The 15,657-nt window shown below is 68.3% G+C and carries 16 protein-coding genes and 2 tRNA genes; 11 read left to right on the top strand and 7 right to left on the bottom strand.

All coding sequences use genetic code 11. From position 1 onward, the window contains the following. Positions 1-110: 110 nt before the first annotated feature. Positions 111-2,525: a RelA/SpoT family protein gene (locus tag AC3FMM_RS02840; RefSeq protein ID WP_115711590.1), complete on the top strand. Its 2,415-nt coding sequence runs from the start codon at positions 111-113 to the stop codon at positions 2,523-2,525. A 17-nt stretch (positions 2,526-2,542) separates the two neighbouring features. Here the strand turns inward: AC3FMM_RS02840 and greB are convergent, their stop codons facing one another. Beyond that, positions 2,543-3,106, bottom strand: coding sequence for a transcription elongation factor GreB (gene greB / locus AC3FMM_RS02835; protein WP_115679771.1), 564 nt, complete (start codon positions 3,104-3,106; stop codon positions 2,543-2,545). Between the two features lie 157 nt (positions 3,107-3,263). Here greB and AC3FMM_RS02830 point away from each other — a divergent pair. From AC3FMM_RS02830 to AC3FMM_RS02820, 3 genes are all read left to right on the top strand, one after another. Continuing rightward, a tRNA-Arg gene (locus AC3FMM_RS02830) sits at positions 3,264-3,340 on the top strand. A gap of 157 nt (positions 3,341-3,497) precedes the next feature. Then, positions 3,498-3,758 (top strand): hypothetical protein, encoded by a 261-nt coding sequence (locus tag AC3FMM_RS02825; protein WP_062797485.1) that lies wholly within the window; start codon positions 3,498-3,500, stop codon positions 3,756-3,758. A 142-nt stretch (positions 3,759-3,900) separates the two neighbouring features. After that, a tRNA-Met gene (locus AC3FMM_RS02820) sits at positions 3,901-3,976 on the top strand. 136 nt (positions 3,977-4,112) lie between these two features. On the opposite strand, the gene AC3FMM_RS02815 is transcribed toward AC3FMM_RS02820, so the two are convergent. Beyond that, entirely contained in the window at positions 4,113-4,394 is a 282-nt protein-coding gene (locus tag AC3FMM_RS02815) for a hypothetical protein (RefSeq protein ID WP_115708683.1), read from the bottom strand. A gap of 93 nt (positions 4,395-4,487) precedes the next feature. Here AC3FMM_RS02815 and AC3FMM_RS02810 point away from each other — a divergent pair, with 93 nt between their 5' ends. Continuing rightward, positions 4,488-4,601 carry a hypothetical protein gene (locus tag AC3FMM_RS02810; protein WP_240987651.1) on the top strand — a complete coding sequence of 38 codons (114 nt, stop codon included), beginning with the start codon at positions 4,488-4,490 and terminating at the stop codon, positions 4,599-4,601. 60 nt (positions 4,602-4,661) lie between these two features. Here AC3FMM_RS02810 and AC3FMM_RS02805 read toward each other — a convergent pair whose 3' ends face one another. Next, entirely contained in the window at positions 4,662-4,970 is a 309-nt protein-coding gene (locus AC3FMM_RS02805) for a hypothetical protein (protein ID WP_018006974.1), read from the bottom strand. Between the two features lie 154 nt (positions 4,971-5,124). Further along, on the bottom strand, positions 5,125-6,573 hold the full coding sequence (pdxR, locus tag AC3FMM_RS02800; RefSeq protein WP_326347427.1) for a MocR-like pyridoxine biosynthesis transcription factor PdxR: 1,449 nt from the start codon (positions 6,571-6,573) through the stop codon (positions 5,125-5,127). A gap of 152 nt (positions 6,574-6,725) precedes the next feature. On the opposite strand from pdxR, the gene AC3FMM_RS02795 reads away from it, so the two are divergent. From AC3FMM_RS02795 to AC3FMM_RS02780, 4 genes are all read left to right on the top strand, one after another. After that, positions 6,726-7,169 (top strand): carboxymuconolactone decarboxylase family protein, encoded by a 444-nt coding sequence (locus tag AC3FMM_RS02795; protein WP_488686104.1) that lies wholly within the window; start codon positions 6,726-6,728, stop codon positions 7,167-7,169. Between the two features lie 113 nt (positions 7,170-7,282). Beyond that, a complete protein-coding gene (locus AC3FMM_RS02790) occupies positions 7,283-7,594 on the top strand; it encodes a hypothetical protein (RefSeq protein ID WP_326346738.1) in 312 nt (103 codons plus the stop codon). Positions 7,595-7,758: 164 nt separating this feature from the next. Further along, positions 7,759-8,661 (top strand): lipid A hydroxylase LpxO, encoded by a 903-nt coding sequence (lpxO, locus tag AC3FMM_RS02785; RefSeq protein WP_115706358.1) that lies wholly within the window; start codon positions 7,759-7,761, stop codon positions 8,659-8,661. 69 nt (positions 8,662-8,730) lie between these two features. Then, complete coding sequence (locus tag AC3FMM_RS02780) at positions 8,731-8,988, top strand: putative hemolysin (RefSeq protein ID WP_115708691.1); 258 nt, start codon at positions 8,731-8,733, stop codon at positions 8,986-8,988. Positions 8,989-9,013: 25 nt separating this feature from the next. Here AC3FMM_RS02780 and AC3FMM_RS02775 read toward each other — a convergent pair whose 3' ends face one another. Together AC3FMM_RS02775 and AC3FMM_RS02770 are read right to left on the bottom strand one after the other, a co-directional pair. Beyond that, positions 9,014-10,519 carry a sensor domain-containing diguanylate cyclase gene (locus tag AC3FMM_RS02775; protein WP_488686103.1) on the bottom strand — a complete coding sequence of 502 codons (1,506 nt, stop codon included), beginning with the start codon at positions 10,517-10,519 and terminating at the stop codon, positions 9,014-9,016. A gap of 180 nt (positions 10,520-10,699) precedes the next feature. Beyond that, positions 10,700-12,136: an aminotransferase-like domain-containing protein gene (locus AC3FMM_RS02770; protein ID WP_488686102.1), complete on the bottom strand. Its 1,437-nt coding sequence runs from the start codon at positions 12,134-12,136 to the stop codon at positions 10,700-10,702. Between the two features lie 175 nt (positions 12,137-12,311). On the opposite strand from AC3FMM_RS02770, the gene AC3FMM_RS02765 reads away from it, so the two are divergent. Then, positions 12,312-12,683, top strand: a complete 372-nt coding sequence (locus tag AC3FMM_RS02765; RefSeq protein ID WP_488686101.1) for a hypothetical protein — start codon at positions 12,312-12,314, stop codon at positions 12,681-12,683. Positions 12,684-12,750: 67 nt separating this feature from the next. After that, positions 12,751-14,376 carry an NAD(P)/FAD-dependent oxidoreductase gene (locus tag AC3FMM_RS02760; RefSeq protein ID WP_115708697.1) on the top strand — a complete coding sequence of 542 codons (1,626 nt, stop codon included), beginning with the start codon at positions 12,751-12,753 and terminating at the stop codon, positions 14,374-14,376. On the opposite strand, the gene AC3FMM_RS02755 is transcribed toward AC3FMM_RS02760, so the two are convergent. After that, on the bottom strand, positions 14,373-15,656 hold the full coding sequence (locus AC3FMM_RS02755; protein WP_488686100.1) for a TIGR03862 family flavoprotein: 1,284 nt from the start codon (positions 15,654-15,656) through the stop codon (positions 14,373-14,375). The genes AC3FMM_RS02760 and AC3FMM_RS02755 overlap by 4 nt on opposite strands. Between the last annotated feature and the right edge of the window lies 1 nt (position 15,657).

Below are 15,657 nucleotides of genomic sequence, written 5' to 3'. Positions count from 1 at the left end.
ATCCGCCCTCCAAGCCTCCATCCCAGCCGTCGCCGACCGCGGTCGTGCCGGCGCCTGGCGATGCGGCCCCGCCCGCGGCGCGTAAGCGCACCATCCCGGGCCAGTCTTCCGTGAACGCGCGCACCGGCGCTCCCAATCTTCCCGATCCGCTCGGCGACGATGTCGTCGGCGAGCGCGCCGTCGCGCCCGCGCTGGCGCCCGGCAAGACCCGGGGCACCCCCGTGCAGGACGAACTGGTCGCGGCGCAGCAAGTGGCGCCGCCGGCAGCCGACAGCCTGTTTATCGATGCAGTGCTGGCGCAGTCATACCGGCACTTCTTCGGCCCGACCTCGCAGCCGGCGGTGCCGCCGCGCCAGCAGGTCATTTCCATCACCCGGCTGATGGAAAAGCTCGCGTACCTGAAGGCGCCCGACCTGGCGCGGGTACGCGAGGCCTTCCAGTTTTCCGACGAGGCCCACCTCGGCCAGTACCGCCAGAGCGGCGAGCCCTACATCACCCATCCGGTGGCGGTGGCCGAGCTGTGCGCGGACTGGAAGCTGGACGTGCAGTCCATCATGGCGGCGCTGCTGCACGACGTGATGGAAGACCAGGGCATCACCAAGAGCGAGCTGGCCGAGAAGTTCGGTCCCAAGGTCGCCGAACTGGTCGATGGCCTGACCAAGCTGGACAAGCTCGAATTCCAGAGCCGCGAGCAGGCGCAGGCGGAAAGCTTCCGCAAGATGCTGCTGGCGATGGCGCGCGACGTGCGCGTGATCCTGGTGAAGCTGGCCGACCGTACGCACAACATGCGCACGCTCGACTTCGTGCCGCCGGAGAAGCGCCGCCGCATCGCGCTCGAGACCATGGAGATCTATGCGCCGATCGCGCACCGTCTCGGTCTCAACACGATCTACCGCGAGCTGCAGGAACTGTCGTTCAAGGTCGGCTCGCCGTTCCGCTACGCCACGCTCGAAAAAGCCGTCAAGGCCGCGCGCGGCAACCGGCGTGAGGTGGTCAAGCGCATCCTCGAGGCCGCGCAGAAGGCGCTGGCCGATGCCGGCATCGTCGCTGAACTGTCCGGGCGCGAGAAGACGCTGTACAGCATCTACCGCAAGATGCACGACAAGCAGCTGTCGTTCTCGCAGGTGCTGGACGTGTACGGTTTCCGCGTGGTGGTGGAAACGCAGATGCACTGCTACATGGCGATGGGGGCGCTGCACGGCCTGTACAAGCCGATGCCAGGGAAGTTCAAGGACTACATCGCGATCCCCAAGATCAACGGCTACCAGTCGCTGCACACCACGCTGGTGGGTCCGTTCGGCACGCCGGTGGAGTTCCAGATCCGCACGCGCGACATGCACCAGATCGCCGAGGCCGGCGTGGCCGCGCACTGGATGTACAAGCATCAGGCCGACCACGCCAACGATATCCAGCAGCAGGCGCACCAGTGGCTGCAGTCGCTGCTCGATATCCAGAGCCAGACCGGCGATTCGCAGGAATTCCTCGAGCACGTCAAGATCGACCTGTTCCCGGATGCGGTCTACGTGTTCACGCCCAAGGGCCATATCCGCGCGCTGCCGCGCGGCGCCACCGCGCTGGACTTTGCCTACGCGGTGCACAGCGACCTGGGCAACCAGTGCGTCGCGGTCAAGATCAACAACGAGATGCTGCCGCTGCGCACCGAGCTCAAGAGCGGCGATATCGTCGAGGTGGTGACGGCGCCGTACTCCAAGCCCAACCCCGCCTGGCTGTCGTTCGTGCGCACCGGCAAGGCGCGTGCGGCGATCCGCCACTACCTCAAGACCACCAAGCTGGACGAGGCGATCCAGCTGGGCGAGCGCCTGCTGGAGCAGTCGGCGCGCCAGCTCGGCATCGAGCTGAAGGCGGTGCCGCAGTCGGTGTGGGACCGCATGATCCAGTGGACCGGCAACAAGCAGCGCGAAGACATCTTCGCCGACCTGGCGCTGGGCCGGCGCGTGCCGGCGGTGGTGGCCAAGCGCATGGAGATCCTGCTGCAGGAGTTGTCCGGCGATGTCGACAGCGCGCTGCTGGCGGCGGTGCAGACCTTTGCCGGCGAGGAAGCGCCTGCGGTGCCGATCACCGGCGACGAAGGCATGTCGATCATCTTCTCGGCGTGCTGCCGCCCGATCCCCGGCGATTCAATCGTCGGCTACCTGGGCAAGGGCGAAGGGCTGCAGATCCACGTGCAGGACTGCAAGATCGCCAAGCGCCTGCACAGCAAGGATCCGGAGCACTGGATCGAGGTCATGTGGGCAAAGAAGACCACGCGCGCCTTCGATGTGTCGATCAAGGTGATGGTGCGCAACGTCAAGGGCATCGTCGCGCGCGTGGCGGCGGACCTGACCGCCGCCGACGCCAACGTTGCCCACGTGGCGATGGAACAGCAGGACGCCGGCCAGCAGGAAGCCACCTACATGCAGTTCATCATCCAGGTGCAGAACCGCCTGCACCTGGCCAACGTGATGCGCGGGCTGCGCCGCAACCCCGACGTCATCCGCATCTTCCGCGACCGCAACGACAATTGAAGCGCCGGGGCGCCGGCTTACTGCTTGCGCGCCGGGTAGCGGACTTCCAGGATATCGATCTGCTCGACGCCGGCCGGCGTGCGCAACGCCACGGTGTCGCCTTCGCGCGCCTTGAGCAGCGCCTTGGCAATCGGCGAGATCCAGCTGACGTGGTTGTGGTCGAGATCGACCTCGTCCATGCCGACGATGGTGATGGTGGTCTCTTCGCCCGACGCATGCGCGTAGGTGACGGTGGCGCCAAAGAAGATCTGGTCGTTGTCGCCCTGCAGGGACGGGTCGACCACTTCGGCCTTGTCGAGGCGGCGCGTCAGGAAACGGATGCGGCGGTCGATCTCGCGCAGGCGCTTCTTGCCATAGAGATAGTCGCCGTTCTCGGAGCGGTCGCCGTTGGACGCGGCCCACGAGACGATCTGTACCACGTCGGGCCGCTCCACATCGATCAGCTGCATCAGCTCGTTGCGCAGGCGCGCATAGCCTTCAGCGGTGATGTAGTTCTTGGTGCCGGGAGGCAGCGGTGCTGCGCCTTCGGGGAGATCGTCGTCCTCGTCGCCAGAGGACTCTTTGACAAATGCCTTGTTCATGGTCCGGGTCACTTCTTCAATCTGCCATTATAGGAAAAGCCCGCTGCCGGGCCGCCCCGGTGGCGCGGCGGCGTCGACCCACCCCAATAAAGATCGCAAAAAAGTTGGAGGGGGGCTTCACAAAAACGAAAACTGGGTTATAATCTTTTTCTCGCGTGCGGCTGTAGCTCAGTTGGATAGAGTACTTGGCTACGAACCAAGGGGTCGTGGGTTCGAATCCTGCCAGCCGCGCCACCTATGCAGAAAGAAGAGGGCTTCCGGAAACGGAAGCCCTTTTTCTTTGCCGCTCGGTTTGTCTGTACCGTCTTGCCGCGCGCCCGCGTTATGCCTTGCGGTCGCGCGTGCCGCCTCCTAGTCTCGAAGAACCATCACGGATCCGGGAGTCGCTCGCATGGACAACGCTGACTGGCGCGTCGAGGCATATCGCGGCATGGACGTCTACGTCCTGGTGTCGCCGCAGGGGCAGGGCAGCATCGGCCGTTGGGGTTACGAGGTGCGCGTGTCGCAGGAAGGTGCCGATCCGGCCGATGCCGGCGATACCGAACTGCTGGCCAGCGGGCCGCAGCAGTTCTCCACGCGCCATGCGGCCGAGGTGGCTGCGTTCGGCGCCGGCTATGCGCTGGTCGACCGTCTGCTGGGACCTGCCGAGTAAGCGCGGCAAGCCGTTGCGCGCGCAGCGGTTTATGTCACGTTGTGATGTATCGACTTGCCCGCGGCGGCGAACGATTTGCTGTGCCGACGCAAATAGTGCTTGCCATGCGCCGTCGGATCACCCATAATTCATCTCCTTCAGACGCGGGGTGGAGCAGTTGGCAGCTCGTCGGGCTCATAACCCGAAGGTCGCAGGTTCAAGTCCTGCCCCCGCAACCAACACCCTGGCATTCGCCATCCGCGGCAACCGCCGCAATCTTTCCAGCGTTGTTTCTCAGGCCGACCGGCCAAATCCCCTTAGTGTTTCGACATCGGTGCCAATGCGTCCTGTGCGGGCATGGACTCGCACGCAATGTCATGCCGGCACGCGTTCCGCCGCAAGCCTGAAGGTATCGCGCACCAGCGGCTGGTCTTCGCGATCGGCTGCCTCGGCGCGATCGCGCAAGCGCGCGGCGAGCACCGTCAGCGTTCCCTGTGCCTGCGGTCCGCCGGCGGCCTGGCACTTGGTCACGGCTTCGCGCATCACCGCATCGAGTTCGCCGCTGACGTCGGCACCATCGAAGGCGCTGACCGAAAGGGCCGAGATGCGTTCCAGGTAGAGGTTGACCAGCGCTTCGTCGTGTAGCGGTTCGGACATGTCTGCTCCTTGTCGATGACGGCATACCCGAACCATTGTAGTGAAGGCGCCGCCTGCCCGGGATCAAACAATAATGAATCTTGTTCGGGGCCTGTGCTGGATGGACGCATCCGCCAGGTGGCGCAGGAACTCGGCCAGGCGCACGAATCTTTGATCGGCCTGACCGGCGTCTATCACAACCTGCTGCGGCGCTGGGCCGACGCCTGAGCGCTGCCGGCGCGCCCTGGCGGGCGCGCGGCGCTGGATCGGCGCGGATGGACAGGGCGACTAGTCGTCGCGCCGTCGCTGGTTCTGCAGCAGTTCGATGGGAGAGGGCTGGATGCGCCGCCGCGCCGGACGCAGCGCCCGGTTCGGCCACAGCACATAGTTGGTGTGCGGGTCCAGCGGCTTGCCGAAATACGAGACCCAGACTTGTACGCCCTGCTCGGTTTCGGCAACGATGGCCGCGACGGCGCGCGCCGCGGCGGACGGGGACTTGAGCAGCTCGGCCAGGGCTTCGACGCCCTGCACGACATGGTGCTTCACCCCTGCAAACCATGCGTACTGACGCATGGCGGACAACAAACGCTTGGTCATGAACGCGACTCGGGTTGGTTGGAAGAGCGAATGAGACTTTCGTACATCCGTTTTGTTCACAGCAAATTCGCCCGGCAAGTATGACTGAGGCGCCATGTCGCAGGTGTGTCACCTGCTTGCCGTGAGTGGCTGGCGTCTCCCGGTGCCGGCCGCATCACGCGGGGCGCGACGGGGCGGGAGCCAAGGCAGAGAGTACCATCGCCAGCCGGTCCAGGGCAGGGTCGATATCCAGCAGGTCGATCGCGCCGAAGCCCAGCAGCAGCCCGGCGCAACTGGGTGGCGGACTGGCATAGCAGGGGTCCAGCGTGGCCAGTTCCAGGTCCGCCAGCCGCGCCATCGACACCAGCGCCTCGGTGGCCACCGGCACCCGCAGCCGCGCCGCCAGGTGGAAGCCGGCCACCGCCGGCAGCGGCTCCAGCCACGGCGACAGGTCGCCCTGCAGCCGCGCCAGCAGGCGCGCGCGGCGCTGGGCATGGCGCGCATGCGAACGCCGGATATGGCGCAGCAGGTGGCCTTCGGACAGGAAGCGCGCCAGCGCCTGCTGCAGCAGCGTCGGCGTGTACCAGTCCATCAGGTGCTTGACCTTGCGCGCCGCCGGCATCAGCCACGGCGGCGCCACCAGATAGCCGCCGCGCAGGTTGGCCGCCAGGGTCTTGGAGAACGTGCCCAGGTAGACCACGCGGCCATGCCGGTCGAGGGTCTGCAGCGCGTCCAGCGCCTGGCCGCCGTAGCGGAACTCGCTGTCGTAGTCGTCTTCCAGGATCACCGCATGGCGGCGCGCGGCCCAGTCGAGCAGGGCCTGGCGCCGCGCCAGGCTCATCGGCACGCCCAGCGGCGACTGGTGCGAGGGCGTGACATAGACCAGGGTGGCGTCGTTGGGCAGCGCCGCCACCACCAGGCCTTCGTTGTCGACCGGTACCGGCACGACCCGCGCGCCCAGGCCCTGGAACAAGGCGCGTGCCATCGGATAGCCGGGATCTTCCATCGCCACCACCGCTCCCGGCCCGAGCAGCAGGCGCGCCAGCAGGTCGATGCCCTGCTGCGCGCCGCTGGTGACGAGGATATCGGTCGGCGCGCTCTGCACGCCGCGGGTGAAGGCGATATGGCGCGCAATGGCGTGGCGCAGCGGCATCTCGCCGGCGGCGTCGGGCGGGCCGGGCGCGCGCGTGCGTTCGGCCGCCAGCGCCGCGCGCACGCAGCGCGACCAGGCCTCATGCGGAAAGCGGGTGGTATCGGCCTGCCCGGGCTGGAAGGCATAGCGGGCGCCGCCTGTCGCGGCCAGGAACGGCGTGGGCACGGCCAGCCAGCGCTGCACCGCCGGCGGCAGCACCGGCGCCGCGGCGATGCGCACCGCCGGGCGCGCCAGCCCTTGCGCCACATAGGTGCCGTCGCCGACCCGCGCGTGCAGCCAGCCTTCGGCCACCAGCCGCTCATAGGCCGTGGTCACGGTCTTGCGCGCCACTCCCAGTTGCGTGCCGAGCAGGCGCGAGGGCGGCATGCGCGCGCCGGCTTCGAGGCGGCCGCCCTGGATCGCGTCGCGGATGTGGTGGACGATCTGCGCGGTCAGGTCGCCGGCGTGGTCGAGGGCCAGATGCAGTTCCATGGTAGGTGGGGTCTATCACGATTGGTCTACTGATTCTGCCGGAAATTGGCAGTGTACGGGGCCAATGTGGGGATCTATCTTTCATTCCGTCGGGCGCCGTCCCAGCGCCCGTTGCAATCGAACCTGAATCCAACTGTCTACGGAGATCGATCATGGAAGAACGGATGAACTGGCAAGACGTGGCCCCGGATGCCTACAAGGCAATGATCGGCGTCGAGGTCTACCTGGCACGCTGCTCGCTGGAAACCACGCTGAAGGAACTGGTCAAGATCCGCGCCTCGCAGATCAACGGCTGCGCCTTATGCCTGGACATGCACGTGACCGACGCGCGCAAGCATGGCGAAAGCGACCGCCGCCTGAGCCTGCTGCCGGCGTGGCGGGAAGTAGGCTGGTTCACCCCGCGCGAGCGCGCCGCGCTGGCGTGGACCGAGGCGCTGACGCTGCTGCCGCAAAGCCAGGCGCCGGATGCGGACTACCAGGCCCTGCGCGAGCAGTTCTCGGAAAAGGAAATGGCCGACCTGACGCTGCTGATCTCGGCGATCAACGCGTGGAACCGCTTCGGCGTCGGCTTCCGCCGCCAGCCGCCGGCGCTCTGACGCCCGCACTCCTGGCTGCCTGACCAGCGCGCGCCGGCTTGTCGATTGACAAGGCGGCCCGCGCTGCTTTAGCTTTGTTTCGAGTGTGACGTCCCCTCGCCAGGAGTCTGCCCATGACCGAAGACACCCTGCTGCAACTGATGACGGAGGTCGAGAAGGAAGACCCGATCGACTACGCCGACCTGCCGTTCGACGACGCCGCGCTGCGCCGGCTGGCCTGCCGCCTGATCGCCGAGCGCTCCAGCGAGCTGGAAGCGTCCGGCCTGCCGGTGGAGGCACTGCTGGCCACGATGTGGGCCTCGACCGCCAAGCTGGTGCTGGAGAACCTGGTGCTCAACGCGCGCCTGCTGACGCTGCAGGGCCAGCCCGACGACGCGCGCGCGCTGATCGAGCGCATCGCCCGCCAGTCGCGTGGCGACGTCTGATTCGCTGCTTTCAGGCGCAACCACGCGGCGCGGTCGCCGGCCCCACTCGTGTGCCGCAACCGTCGCAAAGTGCGATGGTCCAGCCATTTCGCTAAAATACCGGTTTTCACCCGGCCGGGCCGCGGCGTGCCATGCGGCGGAGGCGGCTGACCAGGAGGATTTCGGTGATCAAGTGGATAATCGTCGCGGGCTACCTCGGTGCCATCCTGTATGTGCACTTCCGCGGCAAGGTGCGCCTGCGCCTGTGGCGCCAACTGCTGGACCATTCGGCCCTGGTGGCGCCGATCAACTGCTTCATGTACGCGTTCTCGGGCGTGCCGCGCACCCCGTACATCCCGGTCGACAGTTTCCCCGACCTGGAAAAGCTGCGCGCCGCCTGGCCGGAGATCCGCGATGAAGGCCTGGCCCTGGCGGCGATGCGCAAGATCAAGGCTGCCGACAAGAACGACGACGCCGGCTTCAATTCCTTCTTCAAGTACGGCTGGAAGCGCTTCTACCTGAAGTGGTATGAGGCCCAGCATCCGTCGGCCGAGCAGCTGTGCCCCAAGACCGTGGCGCTGCTGCGCGAGCTGCCCACGGTCAAGGCGGCGATGTTCGCCGAGCTGCCGCCCGGCGGCAAGCTCAATCCCCACCGCGACCCGTTTGCCGGCTCGCTGCGCTATCACCTGGGGCTGGCCACGCCCAACGACGACCGCTGCTTTATCGAGGTCGACGGCGAGCGCCACAGCTGGCGCGACGGCGAAGGGGTGGTGTTCGACGAGACCTACCTGCACTGGGCCGAGAACCGCAGCGACGCCAACCGGCTGATCCTGTTCTGCGATATCGAGCGCCCGATGCGCTACGGCTGGGCCGCGAAATTCAACCACTGGATGGGCCGCAAGGTCATGACCGCGGCCAGCTCGCCCAACGACGAGCACGACCAGACCGGCATGATCAACCGGCTGTTCCGCTTTGTCTGGCTGGGCGGCCAGTATCGCCGCCGCTTCAAGGCCTGGAACCGCCAGCTCTACTACGTGGCCAAGTTCGGCCTGATCGTGCTGGGCGTGGGTTTGATCGTCTACCTGTAAGCAGCAAGAGAGCCGGCGCCAGCCGGCTCTTTCGTTTTGCGGACCTGTTTGCTCCTGCCGGAGATGCCGATGCGCCTTGTTCCCGTAGCCCTCGGGCTGACCGCCAGCCTTGCCGCGGCCGCCTGCACCACCGCGCCCGCCGAGCGCCCCGCCAGCACTGGTGCCGCCATCGGCATGGCCAACCCCGCCTCGGTCAACTGCGCGCAGCGCGGCGGCAAGCTGCAGATCGTGTCGACGCCGGCGGGCCAGACCGGCATCTGCACTTTCCCGTCGGGCAAGCAGTGCGAGGAATGGGCGCTGCTGCGCGGCGAGTGCACGCCGGGCTGAGGCGTCGCGCCGTAGCGCCCGGCCTTCAGTCGCGGCGGCGTTCGTTGGCGAGCGCGGCGTAGTGGTCGCGCTTGGCCTGGTACATGCGGCTGTCGGCCAGCTTGACGGTGTCGCCGAGGCGTTCGCCTGCCTGGCAGGTGGCGAGGCCGATGGAGAAGCTGAGCCGCGTGCCGGGGTAGAACTGGTTGTTCAGCTCCACCACCTTGCCGATCTGCTCGACCACGGTGGCGGCGCCGCGCTCGTCGCGGCCGGGCAGCAGCACCATGAACTCGTCGCCGCCGGTGCGCGCCACGCAGGCCTGCTCGCCCACGGCCTTCTTCAGCACCTCGCCGGTGCGGCGCAGCAGGCTGTCGCCGTCGGCGTGGCCGAACTGGTCGTTGACGACCTTGAGCCCGTTCAGGTCGACCGCCACCACGCTGACCGGCCACGGGCCCTTGCGGCCCAGCCGCGCCAGTTCGTCCTCATAGTAGGCGCGGTTGTAGAGCTTGGTCAGCACGTCGTGCTTGCCGAGGAACTCGACATAGGCTTCGGCCTTCTTGCGCGCCGTGATATCGGTCAGCGACACCAGCACCTGGTCCCAGTCCGCCTCGCGCCCGGGGAACACCGACCACTGCATGAACACGTCGACGGCGCGGCCGTCGAGCGCGTAGTTGATGACTTCGCGCTGCTGCCACAGCCGGCCGTGCCACAGGTCGATCAGCTGCTCGGCAAAGTGGATGCGCATGTCGTCGCGGAACACGTCGCCGAGCCGCGACAGCAGCGTGGCCTTGCTGTCGGCGCCGAACATCAGCAGGGTCTGCTGGTTGACGTCGAGCACGCGGATTTCCTGCATGCAGCGCGAGACAAAGTCAGGGTGGACGTTGAGGAAGGTGCGGAAGTCAGTGATGCCCGCGGCGCGCACCTCGTCGATCAGTACCTTGACCGCGCTGAAGTCCTCGACCCACAGCGACACCGGCGAATGCTCGAACAGGCCCAGCGCATACTGCTCGCTGCGGCGCAGCTCGCGCTCGCTGCGCAGGCGCGGGGTGATGTCCTTGATCGACAGCAGCACGCGCTCCCAGGTCTGTTCGTGCCCCGGCATCACCGTGGCCTCGAGCTGGATGTCGAGCCGCGCGCCGTCCAGCGCGTAGTTGACGGTCTGGCTGGCAAAGCCGTTGGCGCCGTCCCACAGCTGGCCCAGTTCTTCGACATGTTGCTCGAACATGTCGTCGCGGAACACGGTGTCGAGGTTGGCCACCAGGTCGTCGAGGTCGGCCGCGCGGAATAACTCGAGCGTGCGCCGGTTCACCGCGATCACGCGGATCAGCGCGGAACACTGCGCCACCCGCCGCGGATCGTCGCGCAGGTGCGCGCGCAGGTCGGTGATGCCCTGCTGCCGCCATTGCGCGAAGCACTCGCGCACCGCACTGAAGTCTTCCAGCAACAGCGACACGGGTGCCAGCTGGAACAGGGCCTGGTAATCGTCGGGAAGGGTGCGGGTGGGGTCGCCGCTACATTTGCCGGCGGATGGCGCCACGGATGTACTGGTCAAGGCCATTCTCCTTGTTCTTGTTGCAGGCGCGCGGCGGCCGTGGGCAACCGATGCGAGCGGGGCCGCCGGGGACCAGCCGGGCAGCCGCGTGCGCGCCAGCGCACTAGGATAGGCGAGCGGCCGGTAAAAGGGCAGGGTTGTTGCAAAACGGCGCCGGCCCGGGCGCCGGCCAACTCGGCTTCAGCCCGCCAGCCGCTGCACGATCGTGGCGAGCGTGCCGAGCGCGCGCTCGATCTGCGCCGAGCGTGGCGCGCCGCAGTTGATGCGCAGGCAGTGGTCGAAGCGCCCCGCGTTGGAAAACATGACGCCCGGCATCACGCGGATGCCGGCCTGCAGCGCCTGGTCGAACACCGCCTCGGACGAGACCTGCGCGGGCAGCTCCACCCACAGGTGCATGCCGCCGCGCGGCGCGCCCAGCCGCGTGCCGGCGGGAAAGCTGGCGGCGATGGTTTGCGTGAACCATTCGCGCTGCCCGCGCAGCCGCGTGCGCAGCCGGCGCAGGTGGCGGTCATGCGCGCCCGACGCCAGGAAATCGGCGGCGGCCATCTGCGACAGCATCTCGTTGGGCCGCGACAGCCCGAACTTCAGCATCTCGACGCGCGCCTGCCACTTGCCCGCGGCGATCCAGCCCAGCCGCATGCCGGGCGCCAGCACCTTGTGCAGCGACGCGCAGTGGATCACGTTGCCGCTGCCATCCCAGGCCTTGGCCGCGGCCGGCGGCGCGTCGCTGTCGGCGGTGGCCGAGAAGCAGTCGTCCTCGATCAGCGCGATGCCGCGCGTCTCGCACCATTGCACCAGCCGCGCCTTGTGCGCGTCGGGCATGATGCAGCCGAGCGGGTTCTGCAGGTTCGGCACCACCGCGACCGCGCGGATGTTGTCGTAGTGCTGCGCCGCCAGCTCCAGCGCCTCGAGCGAGAGGCCGGTCTGCGGGCTGCACGGGATTTCCAGCGCGCGCATGCCCAGGCTTTCCAGGATCTGCAGCAGGCCGTAGTAGGTGGGGGACTCCACCGCGATCACGTCGCCGGGGCCCGCCACCGCGCGCAGGGCCAGGTTCAGGGCCTCGGTGCAGCCGTTGGTGATGACGATCTCTTCCGGGGCCAGCTGCACCCGGCTGCGCAGCGCCTGCCGTGCGATCGCGGCGCGCAGCGGCTGGTAGCCGTCGGGCTCGACGCCCTCGCCGAACAGCTGCGGATGCCGGCGCAGCGCGCGCGCCGCTGCACTGCGCAGGGCCTCGGTCGGGTACAGCGCGGGCGCGCAGTAGGCGCCGCCCAGGTTGGTGTGCACGTGCTCGTGCTGGCCGCGCGCGAGCAGGCCGGAAATGCGCTGGTGGATGCCGACATACTGGGCCGGGTCGGGCAACGCGGCGGCGGGTTCGGACAGCGCGGCCAGTGCTGCGCGCCGCGGCGCGGCAACGAAGTAGCCGGAACGCGGCCGCGCTTCGAGCAGGCCGTCGCTTTCCAGTTGCCGACAGGCCTGCAGCGCGGTCGACAGGCTTACGCCGTGCAGCGCCATCAGCGCGCGCACCGACGGCATGCGGTCGCCGGCGGCGAGCGTGCCGGAGTCGATGGCGCGGCGGTAATGGCCGGCAAGCTGGCGATAGAGCGGTGTGGTGTCCATGGCGGCATGGTGGCGTGTCGGGCCGCATCGATACAGATACAGAGGCGGGGGCGCTGTATCGTAACAGGCGGAAATCCTGGCTGCTGTTCCGGTCGCCGCGATGCGGCCTTGTGCCTGCCGCGCGCGCGAGGCGGTCGATAGGCTGGAGTCCTGTGCCAGCTACCGGAGTCCTGCCATGCCAAGCGATCTCGACTACACCCCGACCGTGATGCCACTGCCGGCCGGCCAGGTCCTGCGGCTGCATGTGGCGGCCGGCACCGTGCTGCACGCCACCGCCGGCGAGATGGCGCTGGCCGGGCCGATGCAATGGCTCGCCGGCCACTGCCACATGCCGCAGCGGCGTCTGCGCGCGGGCGACACCTGGATCGTTCCAGCGCGCGGCTGGCTGACGGTGTCGGCGAGCCGGGGCGGAGCGTTATCGGTCACGGTGCCGCCGGGTTGGCTGGCTCGGTTGCGGGCGTGCCTGGTATTGCCCTGGCACCGTCCGCGCCCGGCCGCCGGGCCGGCTCCGCTGCGGATTCCCGACCCGGCGCGCCAAAGACGATAAAATTGCGCTCCGGCCGGCCTGGCACATTGGTGTGCCCAACCCCCCGGCCGCAGTTCCCGGGTTCCCCATGCTACGTCTAAGTGAAGTCAAACTCCCGCTCGACCATACCGAAAGCGACCTCGACGCCGCCGTGCGCGCCGGTGCCGCGCAGATCGGTGTCAAGGGAGACGGCCTGATCGGCTATACCGTATTCCGCCGTGCCCACGATGCGCGCAAGCGCTCGGATATCAAGCTGACCTACATCATCGATATCGAGGTGAGCGACGAGGCCGCGGCCATCCGCCGCATGGCCGGCAAGCCGAACTGGAGCGTGACGCCCGACATGGCGTACCACTTCGTCGCGCGCGCGCCGCAGGGCGGCACGCATCCGCGCCCGGTGGTGATCGGCATGGGCCCGTGCGGGCTGCTGGCCGGCCTGATCCTGGCGCAGTCGGGCTTCCGCCCCATCATCCTGGAGCGCGGCAAGGAAGTGCGCGAGCGCACCAAGGACACCTTCGGCCTGTGGCGCAAGAGCGTGCTCAATCCCGAGTCGAACGTGCAGTTCGGCGAAGGCGGCGCCGGCACTTTCTCGGACGGCAAGCTGTACAGCCAGATCAAGGACCCGAAGCACTATGGCCGCAAGGTGCTTAACGAGTTCGTGCGCGCCGGCGCACCGGAAGACATCTTGTTCAAGGCGCGCCCGCATATCGGTACCTTTCGCCTGGTCAGCATGGTCGAAAAGATGCGCGCCGAGATCATCGAGCTGGGCGGCGAGATCCGCTTCGAGACCCGCGTCGACGACATCGATATCGATGGCGGCCAGGTGCGCGGCCTGACGCTGTCCAACGGCGAGTATCTCGAGGCCGACCACGTCATCATGGCGGTGGGCCACAGCGCGCGCGATACCTTCCAGATGCTGCACGAGCGCGGCGTGTTCATGGAGGCCAAGCCGTTCTCGCTGGGCTTCCGCATCGAGCATCCGCAGGGGCTGATCAACCGCAGCCGCTTTGGCAAGTTCGCGGGCAACAAGCTGCTGGGCGCGGCCGACTACAAGGTGGTGCACCACTGCAGCAACGGCCGTTCGGTGTACAGCTTCTGCATGTGCCCGGGCGGCACGGTGGTGGCGGCGGCATCGGAGCCCGGCCGCGTGGTGACCAACGGCATGAGCCAGTACAAGCGCGCCGAGCGCAATGCCAACGCCGGCATCGTGGTCGGCATCACGCCGGAAGACTACCCGGGCGGCCCGCTGGCCGGCATCGAGTTCCAGCGCAAGTGGGAAGAGCGCGCGTTCGAGCTGGGCGGCGGCAACTACAATGCGCCGGGCCAGCTGGTCGGCGACTTCATCGCCGGCCGCGCGTCGACGTCGCTGGGCTCGGTCGAGCCTTCGTACAAGCCGGGCGTGACCCCGACCGACCTGAGCACGTCGTTGCCCGACTACGTGATCGAGGCGATCCGCGAAGGCATTCCCGAGATCGACAAGAAGCTGCCGGGCTTCGCGCTGCATGACGCGGTGCTGACCGGGGTGGAGACGCGCACCTCGTCGCCGCTGCGCATCCGCCGCAACCACGACGACTACCAGAGCATCAACGTCAAGGGCTTGTACCCCGCGGGCGAGGGCGCGGGCTATGCGGGCGGCATCTATTCCGCGGCGATCGACGGCATCGAAGTGGCCGAGGCGGTGGCGCTCAGCATCGTCGGCGGCAGGGCGGTTTAAGCCTGCGTCCTGAGATAAGCCGCGGCTCCCAGCGCCGCGGTGCGGCCGCTGGCGAAGCATGCCGTCAGCAGGTAGCCGCCGGTGGGCGCTTCCCAGTCCAGCATCTCGCCCGCGCAGAACACACCGGGCACGGCGCGCAGCATCAGGCTGGCATCCATCGCTTCGAAGCGCACGCCGCCGGCGCTGCTGATGACTTCGTCGATCGGGCGCGGGCGCAGCACGCGCAATGGCAGCGCCTTCAGTGACAGGGCCAGCGTGCCGGGATCGAGCATGGCGTCGCGGGACAGGCATTCGCGCAGCAGTCCGGCCTTGACGCCGGTGATGCCGAGCCGGCTCTGCAGGTGGCTCGACAACGAACGCGAGCCGCGTGGATGCTCGACCTGCGCACTGACCTGTTCGGCGCTGTGCGACGGCAGCAGGTCGAGATGGATGGTGGCCTCGCCATCGGCTTCGATGCGGTTACGGATCGGTGCCGACAGTGCATAGACCAGGCTGCCTTCGATGCCGTCGCGGCTGATGACGAATTCGCCCTGGCGGTAGTGCGCGTGTCCGTCACGGTCATTCAGCGCGATTGCCACCGGCTTGACCGGCGCGCCGCCAAAGCGCGCGGCAAAGTCCTCGCTCCATGCCACGTCGAACCCGCAGTTTGCGGGACGCAGCGGCGCGATCTCGACGCCGCGCCCGGCCAGGCGCGGCACCCATGCGCCATCGGACCCCAGCCTGGCCCAGCTGGCGCCACCCAGCGCCAGCACCACGGCGCGCGCGCGCACGACCGTGTCGCCGTGCGGCGTGGCAAAGCGCAGCGCATGCCGGGCGCCGTCATCGCCGTCTCCATCGTCCCAACCCAGCCAGCGATGCCGCATATGGAACTGCACGCCCGACTCGCGCAGCCGGTGCAGCCACGCGCGCAGCATCGGCGCGGCCTTCATGTCGGTGGGGAAGACGCGGCCGGAGCTGCCGACGAAGGTCTCGATGCCAAGCCCATGCACCCAGTCGCGCAGCGCCTGCGCGCCGAAGTCCGCCAGCATCGGCGCGAGTTGCCCGGTGCGCGCGCCGTAGCGGCCCAGGAAGGCCGGCTCCGGCTCGGCATGGGTCAGGTTCATGCCGCCCTTGCCGGCCATCAGGAACTTGCGGCCGACCGACGGCATCGCGTCATAGAGGGCCACGCTGGCACCCTGCGCCGCCAGCACTTCGGCGGCCATCAGGCCGGCCGGGCCGCCGCCGATGACGGCAACGTCGGGAGTGGCATGGTCAGGGGCGGGCGTGGCGGCAGAGGGCATC

The organism is Cupriavidus sp. 207A1, from assembly GCF_057798955.1.
This window is presented reverse-complemented; position numbering and strand designations above follow the sequence as displayed.

What these genes read in the sequence shown, in the direction of transcription:
- AC3FMM_RS02755 (WP_488686100.1), bottom strand. Translation starts at nt 15,656, where the DNA reads ATGCCCTCTGCCGCCACGCCCGCCCCTGACCATGCCACTCCCGACGTT.
- AC3FMM_RS02795 (WP_488686104.1), top strand. Translation starts at nt 6,726, where the DNA reads ATGGAAGAACGGATGAACTGGCAAGACGTGGCCCCGGATGCCTACAAG.
- AC3FMM_RS02765 (WP_488686101.1), top strand. Translation starts at nt 12,312, where the DNA reads ATGCCAAGCGATCTCGACTACACCCCGACCGTGATGCCACTGCCGGCC.
- AC3FMM_RS02815 (WP_115708683.1), bottom strand. Translation starts at nt 4,394, where the DNA reads ATGTCCGAACCGCTACACGACGAAGCGCTGGTCAACCTCTACCTGGAA.
- AC3FMM_RS02770 (WP_488686102.1), bottom strand. Translation starts at nt 12,136, where the DNA reads ATGGACACCACACCGCTCTATCGCCAGCTTGCCGGCCATTACCGCCGC.
- AC3FMM_RS02825 (WP_062797485.1), top strand. Translation starts at nt 3,498, where the DNA reads ATGGACAACGCTGACTGGCGCGTCGAGGCATATCGCGGCATGGACGTC.
- AC3FMM_RS02760 (WP_115708697.1), top strand. Translation starts at nt 12,751, where the DNA reads ATGCTACGTCTAAGTGAAGTCAAACTCCCGCTCGACCATACCGAAAGC.
- greB (WP_115679771.1), bottom strand. Translation starts at nt 3,106, where the DNA reads ATGAACAAGGCATTTGTCAAAGAGTCCTCTGGCGACGAGGACGACGAT.
- AC3FMM_RS02805 (WP_018006974.1), bottom strand. Translation starts at nt 4,970, where the DNA reads ATGACCAAGCGTTTGTTGTCCGCCATGCGTCAGTACGCATGGTTTGCA.
- AC3FMM_RS02780 (WP_115708691.1), top strand. Translation starts at nt 8,731, where the DNA reads ATGCGCCTTGTTCCCGTAGCCCTCGGGCTGACCGCCAGCCTTGCCGCG.
- pdxR (WP_326347427.1), bottom strand. Translation starts at nt 6,573, where the DNA reads ATGGAACTGCATCTGGCCCTCGACCACGCCGGCGACCTGACCGCGCAG.
- AC3FMM_RS02790 (WP_326346738.1), top strand. Translation starts at nt 7,283, where the DNA reads ATGACCGAAGACACCCTGCTGCAACTGATGACGGAGGTCGAGAAGGAA.